This is a genomic window from Enterococcus massiliensis (assembly GCF_001050095.1).
In the GTDB taxonomy this organism is placed as follows: domain Bacteria; phylum Bacillota; class Bacilli; order Lactobacillales; family Enterococcaceae; genus Enterococcus_C; species Enterococcus_C songbeiensis.
Map to the genome: position 1 here is coordinate 462,496 of NZ_CVRN01000007.1, position 14,016 is coordinate 476,511.

At 42.2% G+C, this 14,016-nt stretch carries 12 protein-coding genes; all 12 read right to left on the minus strand.

Annotated features, from left to right (window positions below; all coding sequences use genetic code 11):
• Positions 1-302: 302 nt before the first annotated feature.
• Entirely contained in the window at positions 303-752 is a 450-nt protein-coding gene (rplI, locus tag BN1875_RS09495; RefSeq protein WP_048604612.1) for a 50S ribosomal protein L9, read from the minus strand.
• Complete coding sequence (locus tag BN1875_RS09500; protein ID WP_048604613.1) at positions 749-2,701, minus strand: DHH family phosphoesterase; 1,953 nt, start codon at positions 2,699-2,701, stop codon at positions 749-751. Before BN1875_RS09500 ends, rplI begins: the two co-directional genes overlap by 4 nt.
• Before the next feature lie 172 nt (positions 2,702-2,873).
• Positions 2,874-3,110 carry a 30S ribosomal protein S18 gene (rpsR, locus tag BN1875_RS09505; protein WP_048604614.1) on the minus strand — a complete coding sequence of 79 codons (237 nt, stop codon included), beginning with the start codon at positions 3,108-3,110 and terminating at the stop codon, positions 2,874-2,876.
• Positions 3,111-3,138: 28 nt separating this feature from the next.
• Entirely contained in the window at positions 3,139-3,678 is a 540-nt protein-coding gene (gene ssb, locus BN1875_RS09510; protein ID WP_048604615.1) for a single-stranded DNA-binding protein, read from the minus strand.
• Between the two features lie 47 nt (positions 3,679-3,725).
• Positions 3,726-4,025, minus strand: a complete 300-nt coding sequence (gene rpsF / locus BN1875_RS09515; RefSeq protein ID WP_048604616.1) for a 30S ribosomal protein S6 — start codon at positions 4,023-4,025, stop codon at positions 3,726-3,728.
• Between the two features lie 174 nt (positions 4,026-4,199).
• Positions 4,200-4,748 (minus strand): DUF2922 family protein, encoded by a 549-nt coding sequence (locus BN1875_RS09520; RefSeq protein WP_048604617.1) that lies wholly within the window; start codon positions 4,746-4,748, stop codon positions 4,200-4,202.
• 196 nt (positions 4,749-4,944) lie between these two features.
• Positions 4,945-7,413 (minus strand): DNA gyrase subunit A, encoded by a 2,469-nt coding sequence (gyrA, locus tag BN1875_RS09525; RefSeq protein ID WP_171000814.1) that lies wholly within the window; start codon positions 7,411-7,413, stop codon positions 4,945-4,947.
• Between the two features lie 110 nt (positions 7,414-7,523).
• Positions 7,524-9,470: a DNA topoisomerase (ATP-hydrolyzing) subunit B gene (gene gyrB, locus BN1875_RS09530; protein ID WP_048604619.1), complete on the minus strand. Its 1,947-nt coding sequence runs from the start codon at positions 9,468-9,470 to the stop codon at positions 7,524-7,526.
• Positions 9,471-10,583: a DNA replication/repair protein RecF gene (gene recF, locus BN1875_RS09535; RefSeq protein WP_048604620.1), complete on the minus strand. Its 1,113-nt coding sequence runs from the start codon at positions 10,581-10,583 to the stop codon at positions 9,471-9,473. It lies immediately after the preceding gene.
• Positions 10,570-10,809, minus strand: coding sequence for a S4 domain-containing protein YaaA (yaaA, locus tag BN1875_RS09540; protein WP_048604621.1), 240 nt, complete (start codon positions 10,807-10,809; stop codon positions 10,570-10,572). The genes recF and yaaA overlap by 14 nt, the downstream gene beginning before the upstream one ends.
• A 221-nt stretch (positions 10,810-11,030) precedes the next feature.
• The gene (gene dnaN, locus BN1875_RS09545; RefSeq protein ID WP_048604622.1) at positions 11,031-12,161 is read right to left on the minus strand and encodes a DNA polymerase III subunit beta; all 1,131 of its coding nucleotides are present in this window, start codon (positions 12,159-12,161) and stop codon (positions 11,031-11,033) included.
• A 381-nt stretch (positions 12,162-12,542) separates the two neighbouring features.
• Complete coding sequence (dnaA, locus tag BN1875_RS09550; RefSeq protein WP_048604623.1) at positions 12,543-13,871, minus strand: chromosomal replication initiator protein DnaA; 1,329 nt, start codon at positions 13,869-13,871, stop codon at positions 12,543-12,545.
• Positions 13,872-14,016: the final 145 nt, after the last annotated feature.

Genomic DNA, 14,016 nt, shown 5'->3' on the forward strand with positions numbered 1-14,016 from the left:
TTTAGTCTGTTTCTCATGCCCTATCCCCATTCCACTAGATACTATACATTAGTGGAACTGGCATCCTTATTCGTTTTAAAGTATTAAATTTTCTTTACAGAAAATTTAGTCTGTTTCCCATGCTCTATCCCCATTCCACTAGATACTATACATTAGTGGAACTGGCAGGTTTGCGTTGCTAGGAAAAATCAGTTTTTTAAAATCATTTCGGTCTACTAATTCTACAAGATATTTTAGGAAAGCACAATATAGGCCCAGAAGGAAACTTCTGAGCCTGTAAGCTGTTGTTTTCACTTGGTTACTTATTCTGCCACATGGACTTTCAGGGTCGCTGATACTTCAGGATGTAGCTTGATTGGAACTTTTGTATAGCCTAGTGTCCGAATGGGATTCGCCAATTCGAGTTTACGTTTGTCAATTTTAACATCGTATTGCTTTTTCAGACCTTCTGCGATTTGTTTTGAAGGAATTGAGCCAAAAAGACGGCCGTCTTCTCCTGCCTTTGCTTTGATTTCTACCACTGTTTCTTCTTTTTCAATAAAGGCCTTCAATTGATTGGCTTCTGCCAAAATTTCTGATTCATGTTTTTCTTGGGCTTTTTTCTTGCCCTTCATTTCCGCAAGACTTTCCGATGTCGCTTCTTTTGCCAGATGATTTTTCAGCAAATAGTTTTGCGCATATCCGGTTGGTACTTCTTTGATGTCGCCTTTTTTGCCTTTGCCTTTGACATCTTCAATAAAAATTACTTTCATTCCGTGGTCCCCTCTTTCACTTGGTACTCTTTTAATTCATTATATAACATTGTTTTCACTTCGTTAATCTTTTTTCCGGAAATTTGTGTCGCTGCGTTGGTAAAATGTCCGCCGCCCCCTAGTGTTTCCATAAGTTTTTGGACATTGACTTTGCCACTGCTGCGGGCGCTGATTCCCACTTTGCCGTCCTCACGTTTCGTGATGACAAACGCAGCTTCCACGCCATTCATTGAAAGCAGCGTATCTGCTGTTTTTGCGGCGGTAACACTGTCGTACAGCTTTTCTTCCGATCCGCAGGCAACCACGATACTGGTGGTAATAAATTCACTGCTTGCCACCATCTCACTGATTTCCAAGAAGGACGTTAGATCGGTACTTAACATGTACTGGACGATTGCACCATCTGCTCCGCTGTCTTTTAAATAACTGGCAACGTCAAAGGTTCGGCTGCTGGTTCGTACCGCAAAGCTTTTCGTGTCCACAATCATTCCTGAAAGCAGGAGTGTTGCTGTTATTTTATCAAGTTTCTTCTGACTATTGCTCTCGTATTGGATCAATTCGCTGACTAATTCCGAGGCAGAAGATGCGGAAGATTCAATATAGGTCAATAACGGTTTCGACGGAAATTCATCCCCTCGTCGATGATGATCGATAATCACGACCTTTTCAAATTGCTCGTAAAGAGGTTGCGAAATCGAAAGAGAAGGCTTGTGGTAATCCACCATAATCAGCAAACTATCCTTGGTGATTTGCCCCATCGCCTGTTGTACCGTAATCAGCTTGGCTTCCAGCTCTTCATGTTTATGGATTTCCTCCAGACAACGTTCCACATCAGGAATCAGCTCATTTTCTTCAATCACAATATAATTGGTCTTGCCTTGAAAGTCCGCCAAACAAGCAACCCCAAAAGCCGAACCGATTGCATCCATATCTGGAAAACGGTGACCCATAATATAGATGTCATTGTTTTCATTGATAATATTTTTCAGCGCCGTACTCATGGCACGAGAGCGAACGCGCGTTCTCTTTGCGGTACCGGCAGTATTGCCGCCGAAAAATTTCGGTTTGGCTTCGTCCAACGCTTCTTTGAGAACGGTTTGATCTCCCCCACGCACCAATGCCATATCCAAATTATTTTGGGCAACTTCCCCAATTTTCACCAGCGATTCTGAACCATACGCTACACCAATACTGATGGTCAATGGTGGTGCCTGTTCTTCCGTGGCTTTGCGGATTCGCTCCATCAAAGAAAATTCATCCTGTGCCATTTTATCGATGTCTTCATTGTGGGCTACAAAAAAATAACGTTCCGCATTCAGGCGTTTATAAAAAATCTGATATTCGTTGATCCAATCAGAAATAACCGTGGTAATCAGGGAATTCAAGTAAGAAACTTCCTTATCATCCATTTTATCCACGACGTCGGTATAATTATCTACCGAAATAATTCCGATTCCCGGACGAATTGCCAATTGTTTCTTCTTTGCCCGTTCCTGATCCGTGACATTGTATAGAAAAAGAATTCCTTTTTTCCGATCCATGGAATAGGTATATACATCATCTGGTAAATGCAGCAAGCCCTGTTCCTTATTGTGATTCAGCAAATTGACCAAATAGTCCTGCCAAACAGACTTGCTGTACTTGTGCAGCAGTTGCAGCGCATTTTGGTTCATCCATTCTACCTGCTGATGCTCATCATAGATAAAGATCAAGGAAGGTGATTTCTCAGATAAATATTTGGAGTTTTCCTGCGCAACTCTGGCAGACATTCGGATACTCTCCTGCTCACTGATTTGATGCCATCGGCGCAAACGAATGTGCATTTGAAAAAGAAAAAGATTGGCAACAATCACGATGCCAACTGCCAGCCATTTATTGAGAAACAGGAGACTCAGGACCTGCAAGAGACAACAAAGCAAAGCAAGTTTCCCAAAAACTTCTTTTTTCATAGATAACTCCTCACTACAACTCATTTCATCTCTTTTATTTTATCATAACTTGCCTGTGAATGCGATTTAGGATGTTTCACGTGAAACATTTTCGCGAAAACCCATCATTTAAATAACATAAAAAAGATGAAACAAAAATCAATTGACTTTTGTTCCATCTTTGAAATTCTAATTATTCTTCGCCTACAAATGGTAGTAAGCCCATGATACGTGCGCGTTTGATCGCAATAGTTAATTTACGTTGGTTTTTAGCGCCGGTACCAGTAACCCGACGTGGCAAAATCTTTCCACGTTCTGAAATAAAACGTTCCAATAATTGAACATTTTTATAGTCAACATGTTCAATATGATTTGCTGCAAGATAATCAACTTTACGACGTTTACGTCCGCCTCTTCTTTGTTGTGCCATTCTGTTTCCCTCCTATCAACTAAAAATACTAGAATGGTAAATCATCGTCTGAAATGTCGATCGAAGAATCTGTTCCAAATGGATCAGAAGTATCACGATCGAAATTCGGCATTCCGGTTGATGGTTGAGATGATTGATTTTGATTACCAAATGAATTGGAGTTAGCGTTCGAGTTAGAACTTGTATTGGTATTGTTGAAAGAATTATTGGAATACCCGCCACCATCTGTACGACGTTGTTCAGATGCTGAACGTGATTCTAATAATTGAAAGTTTTCAGCAACAACTTCCGTTACATAGACCCGCTGACCTTGTTGGTTTTCATAAGAACGGGTTTGAATCCGTCCGGTAACTCCCAGCAGAGTACCTTTGCGTGCATAATTCGCCATTGTTTCGGCTGGTTTGCGCCAAATGACACAGTTGATAAAATCAGCTTCACGTTCACCGCTTTGGTTTGTGAAGTTGCGATTTACAGCAAGTGTGAAAGTAGCTACCGCCGATCCGCTGGCAGTGTAACGTAAATCAGGATCTTTAGTCAATCGTCCAACTAATACGACATTATTGATCAAATCGATTCATCTCCTCATCGTTAAAATTTGTTTCACGTGAAACATTTTTATTCTTCTTCTTTAACAATCATGTGACGAAGAATATCGTCGTTGATTTTTGCAAGACGATCAAATTCATTGATTGCACCTGCACTTGATGGAGAAGAAACTTTTACGATGTGATAGATGCCTTCACGGAATCCATTCATTTCATACGCTAGACGGCGTTTTTCCCAATCTTTTGATTCGATAACTTCAGCTCCGTTATCTTTCAAGATTGTATCGAAACGTTCGATCAAAGCAGATTTTGCTTCCTCATCAATGTTAGGACGAATGATGTATAAGATTTCATACTTCGTGTTTTCCATTGATTTTCACCTCCCTATGGACTTTGGCCCTTAGAATTCCCTAAGAGCAAGGAGAGCTGTCATAAAAGACTACTCACAAAGTCAAATTATACAGGAAAAGTTCCTAAAAGGCAAGCAAAGAATCGCTGATTCTCCAGGCTTTTTTCGTAAAAGAATTGCGGCTTTTCTGAATTTTTAGCTGCTGTTTTTCTCTCCTCTAGTTTTAAATACGCCTTTTTCCGTCGAATCTTTTTTCAAATCTTTTATTTCAAAAAGAATTTGTTCTTCTTGCTCCACATACTTGGCGCTTTCCATATAGCAAAACCGACGAACGCCTTCTTTTTCAAAAAGTTTCACTTTCGTCATCTCTGTCATAATCTCCCGCACCTCTGCTTCGGTCAGATCCTCTCGACAGGCAATCGGCATAAAGGTGTGGGGACGATTGTTGCCATCCAAAAAAGTTAAGGACAGCTTTTTTCGAGCATCTCCCTCCCTTCTGAAATTTCGCAGCTTCACTTTTTCTAAATAATCCTCCTCTTTTGCCAGTTTTTGTATTTTTCGTGTGGTTTCAATAACTGCAACAGCTGCAAATTCTGACGGCATCAATCGCTGACAAAGTTCAGTCCAGCGGTGCAGCGCTTCTTCTGTTGGTCCTTTGATGACATCGTTCATTCCCTGCTTAAAGAGCTGTCCCCGCCCATTTTGAAACAAGAGTTCAATTTTCGTATCCAAATAATAACGCATCTTTTTCCCTCCGATCCCTTTACCTCTATAACGAAAAAAAAGCGCAAAATGTCAAACGAATTTGTGAAAAAAGTAAAAAGAAACCGTCAAAAGTTATCCACTGGGGAAAACTTTTGACGGTTTTATTTATCCACATTTCCTTTTTTACGTCTCGCTTTAGAAAAAAGACCACCTACAAACTAGGCGGTCTACTTTCTTATTCTGGGTCAACACTTTCTGCTTCCTCTTCAATCGCTTCTGGATCAACGGCTGCCATGGTAACTACCTTGGCATTGTCTTCCATCTTCATCAAACGAACCCCTAAGGTTGCCCGTCCGGTTTGCGAGACTGTCGCAACATTGAAACGAATGATTACACCACGATTGGTGATCAGTAAAATATCTTCTTCTCCGTTTACCGTCGTCAGACCAGCCAGTGGACCATTTTTCGTCGTGATATTGGCAGTCTTGATCCCTTTGCCTCCCCGACCTTTGATTGGGTATTGATCGCCGCCGGTTCGTTTGCCATAGCCGTTTTCGGTAATGACCAGTACTTCCCGATCAGGAGTAATAACAGCTGCACCAACGACATAATCCTCTTCACGTAAACGAATTCCGCGAACACCTGCTGCAGTCCGTCCCATATCTCGGACGGCTTCTTCCTTGAAGGTAACGGAATAACCGTTATGCGTACCAATGATGATGACATTTTCACCATTTGTTTCCAAGACGTTGACTAACTCATCGCCTTCCTTCAACCCGATAGCAATCAGTCCATTGCTGCGAATATTGGCAAATGCCGTTACTGAAGTCCGCTTAACTACACCCAATAGTGTCGTAAAGAAGAGATAGCGACCATCTTTTGGTGAACCGTCAACGGAAATAATCGTTTGGATCTTTTCACTGGAGTCGATTCCCAATAGATTGATTACTGGGATTCCTTTAGCTGTCCGACCATATTCTGGAATTTCATAGCCCTTCGCCCGATAAACTTTTCCTTTATTGGTAAAGAATAACAACGTATCATGGGTGGAACAAGAAACCAGCGTCTTCACAAAGTCTTCATCGTGAATGCCCATCCCCTGAATTCCGCGGCCGCCACGGCGTTGCGCCCGAAATTCACTTTTTGCCAAACGTTTGATGTAGCCGTTGTTGGTCAAGGTAATCACGATTTCTTCTTCTTCGATCAAGTCCTCGTCTTCCAAACTCAACACTTCACCTACCAACAATTCCGTCCGGCGTTTATCTCCGAAACGGTTGGCAATTTCACCTAATTCTGTTCGGATGATTTCAGAAACCCGCTCTGGATTTGCTAAAATTTCCTTCAAATCAGCAATTAAAGTCAGTAAATCTTGGTATTCATTTTCGATTTTTTCCCGTTCCAAACCGGTCAATCGGCGTAAACGCATGTCTAAAATCGCTTGCGCTTGTCGATCTGACAGCTTGAAGCGGTCCATCATCGTGGTTTTGGCCACATCATCTGATTTTGATCCGCGAATAATCGCAATAATTTCATCAATGTGATCCAAAGCAATCCGCAAACCTTCTAAAATATGCGCTCTGGCTTCAGCTTTATTTTTGTCAAATTCTGTCCGACGAGTCACAACTTCCCGTTGGTGTTCGACATAATTTTCCAAGATTTGTTTTAAGCTGAGAATCTTTGGCACACCTTTTTCGATGGCCAACATATTGAAGCCAAAAGAGGTTTGCAATGACGTCATTTTATATAAATTATTCAAAATAACCGAAGAACTGACATCCCGCCGAACGTCAATGACGATCCGCATGCCTTCCCGAGAAGATTCGTCCCGTAGATCCGTGATTCCTTCGATCCGTTTGTCGCGATGAAGTTCTGAGATTCGTTCAATCAGCTTGGCTTTGTTGACCATGTAAGGCAGTTCTGTCACCAAAATTCGTTCTTTTCCGTTAGGCATCTCGGTGATTTCTACCCGACCGCGGATCGTGATTGATCCTTTTCCAGTTTCATAGGCCCGACGAATGCCGGATTTTCCCATGACAAGACCCCCTGTTGGAAAATCTGGTCCTGGTAAAACTTCCATCAATTCGCTGTTGGTCACTTCTGGGTTTTCCATCAACAAATCAATCGCTGCAATGACTTCATTCAAGTTATGTGGAGGAATGTTGGTCGCCATCCCTACTGCGATCCCGGTAGTTCCATTTACCAGCAAGTTAGGAAAACGTGCCGGTAAAACTTCTGGTTCTCTTTCGGTATCATCATAGTTGCTGATAAAGCCTACAGTATTTTTATTGATATCCCGCAACATCTCTAACGCTAATTTGCTCATGCGGGCTTCCGTATACCGCATCGCCGCAGCACCGTCACCATCGACAGAGCCGAAATTTCCGTGGCCGTCTACTAGCATGTAACGGTAACTAAAGGGTTGTGCCATCCGCACCATTGATTCATAGATGGCACTGTCGCCGTGGGGATGGTATTTCCCCATAACATCTCCGACAATCCGGGCTGATTTTTTATGGGGTTTATCCGGTGTTACACCTAATTCGTTCATCCCGTAAAGGATTCGCCGATGGACTGGTTTTAAGCCGTCGCGGACATCTGGAAGGGCCCGAGCAACAATTACACTCATGGCATAGTCGATGAAGGACTCTTTCATTTCGCTGGTTAAATTTACATCATGGATATTTTTCTTTGCTTCGCTCACGATTTTCCTCCTTATTTATGTCAAGGTAAGAAATTTCTTTTAAATTTCCACCGATTTTCATGCCGTCTATCATTCCACAAAATACTTACACAAGTGGAGCTGACATCCTTCATCTAGATATCAAGATTTTTCACGTAATGGGCATTTTCTTCGATAAACGCACGGCGAGGTTCTACCCGGTCTCCCATTAACATTTCAAAGATTTGATCGGCTTCGATAGCATCATCCACGCTGACTCTCAGCATCAAGCGATTATCAGGGTCCATTGTGGTTTCCCATAATTGGTGGTCGTCCATTTCTCCTAGACCTTTGTACCGTTGTACGTTAGGTTTTGGTGTTGCCGGCAAGGATTGAATCACTTCCTGCAACTCTTCTTCTGCACGTTTTCCAGGTTGAACGTAGGTGATATTTTTTCCTTGTTTTACGCCATACAATGGTGGTTGGGCGATATAAACGTACCCTGCTTCCACGATTGGACGCATGTAACGATAGAACAACGTCAATAGCAAGGTCCGGATATGGGCGCCATCGACATCGGCATCCGTCATAATCACTAATTTGTGGTAACGGGCTTTGGAGACATCAAAATCGGAACCAAAGCCGGTTCCCATTGCTGTGAAAAGAGAACGGATTTCTTCATTGGCTAAAATTTTATCCATCGTTGCTTTTTCAACATTTAAGATTTTTCCGCGGATTGGTAAAATCGCTTGGAATTCCCGATTTCGTCCTTGTTTTGCAGAACCACCGGCGGAATCTCCTTCGACGATGAACAATTCGCATTTTTCCGGATCGTTGCTGGAACAGTCTGCCAGTTTTCCAGGGAGATTGCTGATTTCAAGCGCACCTTTTCGTCGGGTCACTTCCCGTGCTCGTTTGGCAGCTAGTCGGGCTTTGGAAGCCAGCATCCCTTTTTCAACGACTTGACGACCAATCGTCGGATTTTCCATCAAGAATTTAGTAAAATGCTCTGAAAACAAACGATCGGTAACCGTCCGGACTTCTGAGTTGCCTAATTTGGTTTTGGTCTGACCTTCAAACTGAGGATCAGGGTGTTTGATGGAAACCACGGCAGTCATGCCTTCGCGGACATCTTCTCCCGTCAGATTTTCATCATTTTCCTTCATCAGCTTTTGTTTGCGGGCATAATCATTAATGACCCGTGTCAGCGCTGTTTTAAAGCCGAACTCATGGGTTCCGCCTTCGTAGGTATGGATATTGTTGGCAAAGCTCAACAGGTTCGTGTGGTAGCTGTCTGTGTATTGTAGCGACACTTCAACCGTAATGTCTTGCTGTTCCCCTTCAACATAGATCGGTTCAGGAAACAATACATTCTTGTTGGCATTCAAATGTTCCACGTAGCTCTTGATTCCGCCATCAAAATGGTATTCTTTCAATACCGGTTCCCCACGACGGTCTTCAATAGAGATATGCAAGCCACGATTCAAGAAAGCTAATTCACGAATCCGAGTAGCTAGTTTGTCAAAATCAAATTCAACGGTTTCTGTAAAAATTTCCGGATCCGGAACAAAATGGACCGCCGTTCCGTGTTGATCGGTTTCTCCGATGATTTTCAAATCATCTACGACAGCACCCCGATGGTATTCTTGGAAATAAATCTTGCCGTCTTTAAACACTTTGACATCTAGTGTTGTCGACAAGGCGTTGACAACGGAGGAACCTACCCCGTGCAGCCCACCGGAAACTTTATAGCCGCCACCGCCGAATTTTCCGCCGGCATGTAGAATCGTAAAGACAGTTTCCACTGCGGGACGTCCCGTCTTGGCTTGGATGCCGACAGGAATTCCCCGGCCATCATCAACAACGGTGACGCTGTTGTCTTCTTCCACAACGACTTGAATCTTCGTCGCAAAACCTGCCAGCGCTTCATCGATGGAGTTATCGACGATTTCCCAAACAAGGTGGTGCAATCCTTCAGAGCTAGTCGAACCGATATACATACCGGGACGTTTCCGAACGGCTTCCAGTCCTTCCAACACTTGGATCTGACTGGCATCATATTCTTTGGCGCGTTCGACTAAACTTTTTTCTTCTTCTGTCATCTAGTTTTCTTCTCCTTTTAATTCGCCTTGCTGAACGTAAAAAATTTCCGGTTCAACAGTCATTTTATTTTTCACATGTTCCAACGTCGTGGTAGTCAAGAAGGTCTGGACTTTGCCTTCAATGGTTTCTAAGAGATGGAGCTGCCGTGTGTCATCCAATTCACTCATGACATCGTCCAATAAAAGAATTGGATATTCGCCGGTCTCCTCCTTCATCAAATCGATTTCTGCCAGTTTGACGCTCAAGGCTGTCGTTCGCTGTTGTCCTTGAGAGCCATAGGTTTGGACGTCTTTGCCATTGATTGCAAAATGCAGATCATCTCGATGAGGACCTGCCAACGTAGATAAACGCAGCCGTTCTTTTTCTCGGCTTTTTTTCAACTCTTGGGTAAAAGCTGCTTGGATTTCTTCCAAATTTGAAGAGTGAAATGGAATACTTGAAACATAATCGATCGTCAGAGTCTCTTTTTCATGGCTGATTTTATGATGCAGCTCATTTGCCCAGTACTCTAAACGTTTGACAAATTTTGCTCGTCCTAAAAGCACCTTGCTGCCAAATGCCACCAGCTGCTCGGATAAGATATCCAGATACAGAGGATCGGCTTTGTTCAGCATTTGTTTTAGGTATTGATTCCGCTGCTTCAGTACATGCTGGTACTGGACCAGATCGTAGAGATAGATAGGATCAATCTGCCCGATTTCCATGTCCAAAAATTTTCGCCGCACCTGCGGACTGCCCTTGACCAACGACAGATCCTCCGGCGCAAACAAAATCACGTTCATCTGCCCCACATAACTGCTGAGCTTTTTTTGTTCCATGTGATTAACTTTCGTTTTCCGACCTTTTTTCGAAAGTGTGATCTCTAATGGAATCTTGCTGGTATTTTTTGTCACCGTTCCTTGAATATGCGCAAATTCATTGCCCCATTGGATTAATTCCTGCTCATTATTCGTCCGATGACTGCGGGTCATGGCCAATACATAGATACTTTCCAATAAATTGGTTTTTCCCTGTGCGTTTTCTCCCAAAAAAAGAGTGAGATTTTTGGAAAAAGAAAGAGAGAGTTCTGAGTAATTTCGGTAATTTTTTAAATGGAGATCAGTCAGCCTCATGGGGTTGTTCCTTTTTAGTCATAAAAAAAGTACCTGCATCAGGTATCTCGATCATCATACCGGCATAAAGTTTTCGACCGCGGCGATTTTCCGGCTCTCCGTCAACAAATACGGTATTTTCTGCCAGATACCATTTTGCTTGTCCGCCACTGCTGATGACACTGACTTCTTTGAGCACCTGCCCCAATGTCATATAATCTGTTTCCAAAAAGATTTTCTCTTTCATTTTCATCCCTCAATTCTATGGCAGACATATGGCTTTATTATACCTTTTTTTAGGGGGAAAAACAAATTTATCTTGTTTATTTTCTTTCTAAGAAGTTTTGTTCCAAATCGAGTTTTTTTAACAAAAATAAATAAACGGGCTCAAAATCGATTTTAAGCCCGTTTTCTGTGATTGATTCTATTCTGTAAAATTTCTGAGGATTTTCACTTTCTAAACATCTCTTAGTTGGTGCGAACCGGAGTAATCAGTTGGATAAAGGCTGCTTCGCCTTCCGTTGGTTCCAAAGTGAAAGGACGGATTGCAGAGATGAACTTGACGGTGATACTCATATCGCCAAATGCCCGCAATGCAGCTTTCATGTAATCTGGATTGAAGGAAATATCCAATGGTTCGCCGGTTACTTTTTCGTAATTCAGCGCTTCTTCTACTTTCCCGATTTCTGGTGAATTTCCGTAAAGAGTTACTGCATCGTTGCGGATAGACAAACGAACAATATTGTTGCGGCCTTCATGAGACAGCAATGACGCCCGTTCGATAGCAGCCAATAGTTTTGGCACGGAAAATTCGATTTCGGTATTGAAGCTGGCTGGAATCAAACGATTGGTATCAGGATAATTGCCTTCTAACAAGCGAGAATAAAACAGCATATTTTCGGTTTTGAACAGAACTTGGTTTTCCATAATGCTGATTTCCACAATTTCTTCTTCATCGCTCAATGAACGGGATAATTCGATCAGGCTCTTGCCAGGGATCACGATATTGAAATCACTGGCTGCCTGCTCGATAGGAATCACTCGTTGGCTTAAACGATGAGAGTCTGTCGCAACAGCTAATAATTTTTGATTGTCTAAAACAAAATGGACCCCAGTCAAAATGGGACGACTTTCGTGTTGAGACACTGCAAAAACCGTTTCATTGATCAGTTGGTTCAAGACATGTACCGGAATCTTCATTTGATTTTGACTTTCGACAACTGGCAAATGTGGATAACTGTCGGCATCCAAACCGTTGACGGTAAAGTTGGCTTTTCCAGAGTTGATGGCAACGAGATTATTTTCTAACACTTCCATCGAAAAGGTGTCTTCTGGTAATCGTCTGATGATTTCGCTAAAGAAACGTGCCTGTAATACAACAGCTCCCGTTTCCTCGATCTGCATTTGGGCTTTTTCATTTTCCACTGATAAAAAGGTTTCAATCGAGATATCGGCATTGCTGCCGGTCAAGGTCAATCCTTCACTGGTTAACACGATTTTTACGCCTGTCAAAATGGGGATCGTAGTTTTAGAAGAAATTGCCCGTTGAACAGTTTGTAATTCTTGTATAAATGACGCACGATTTAGGGTGACTTTCATAGATGACTCTCCTTGCTCATTTTAGTGTATTAAATTTTCTAAAAGAAAATTTAAGTTTATTTTCGCACCGTATATCATTCCACTAGAATACTTGGAAAAGTGGAACTGACATCCTTATTCGGTTTATTGTATTAACTTTTTTTGTTAGGTCTATTTCGTTGGATTATCTAGAAAAACAGGCATGGATTTTGGTTCGGTTTATTGTCTGGATTTTTCTTGTTTGTTCGGTGGTGCTTTATCTATTAATAGATAATTAAAGATAATAGTAGTAGTAGGGCTGTTTAAACAGTGGATAACTCAGAAAAAGTGCGGACAGTCCAGTTTTCCCCATGTGTATAACGTGTGGATAACTTTTGGGATTCTGCCGCTTTTATCCACATGCTAATGAATCAGCAGATTTTTGATTTCGCCGATTTCGGTCTTTATGGTTTCATCGCTGGCAACTAATTTTTCGATTTTTTCGTGGGCATGGATGACAGTGGTGTGATCCTTTCCACCAAATTCTGCGCCGATTTTCGGCAAGGAATGGTCCGTCAGCTCCCGAGAGAGATACATGGCGATTTGTCGGGGAACAACAATAGTTTTGACCCGTTTTTTCCCTTTTAAATCTTTTAATTGGATATGATAATATTTTGCCACTTCTTCTTGAATTTGCAAAATAGAAACCTGTGCCAAGCCATGATTGGACTTCAATGCTTTTAGGGCTTCTGCCGCCAAACTGGTGGTGATATCGGAATTATTCATGGTAGCAAAGGCCTGCACTCGGACCAACGCCCCTTCTAATTCACGAATGTTGGAATCGATTTGCCCGGCGATGTAACTCAACGTATCATCGGGAATTTCCAACCGTTCTGCTTCGGCTTTTTTCCGCAAAATAGCGATTCGAGTTTCCAAATCCGGTGGTGTGATGTCTACTGACAACCCCCACGCAAAGCGGGAAACCAATCGTTCCGGCAAGGTTGGGATTTCATGAGGCAACCGGTCACTGGTCAGGACGATCTGTTTATTGTTTTTGTACAATTCTTCAAATGTATAGAAGAACTCCTCCTGAGTGCCTTCTTTGCTGACTAAAAACTGGATATCATCCACTAAAAGTAAATCGACACTGCGGTATTCGTTGCGAAAATCCTCCATTTTATTCTTTTGAATGGAGTTGATGAAGTCATTCGTGAAATTTTCACTGCTGACATATTTGATTTTTGCATCGGGGCGGTTTAGCAGCATTTGATGTCCGATGGCATGCATCAAATGGGTTTTTCCTAGACCAACGCCGCCATAAAAAAAGAGCGGATTATAGATCGAACCGGGTTCTTCCGCTACCACTAAAGCTGCTGCATGAGCCATCTGATTGCCTTTCCCGATAACAAATGTGTCAAAGGTGTACTTGGGATTGAGCATGGCATTTGGTTTGCTGACTTCTTTTGGTTCTTCGGTTTTTTTCACCGGGGTTAGCTGTTGGGCCTCTTCCGGGGTTACAAAGGTAGGAATAATTTCTTTGCCGTACAGCATAAAACTTGTTTCCACGATTTTTGACGCCAAATTTTTCTTCCAATATGTCTTGTGGACATCTGTAGGGACTTCAATCACCAATTGATTGTTTTCAAAAGAAATCGGTTTGACCGTCTCGATCCACACTTCATAGCTTTGTGGATTGAGTTCCTTTCGAAAGGTGTTTTGAAGTTCCTCCCATATGCTTTTAAGAGATGACATAGAATGTCCTCCTAGGTTCAATTTAGAATACTAGTACTAATTTAGCATGGATTAGCAAAGTTTTCCACAGATTAACGAAAAAAAAAGCCAAAGGCAGAAAAAAAGTTTTTTATCTTTTCCACAGCTGTGCATAAAAAAATAAAAG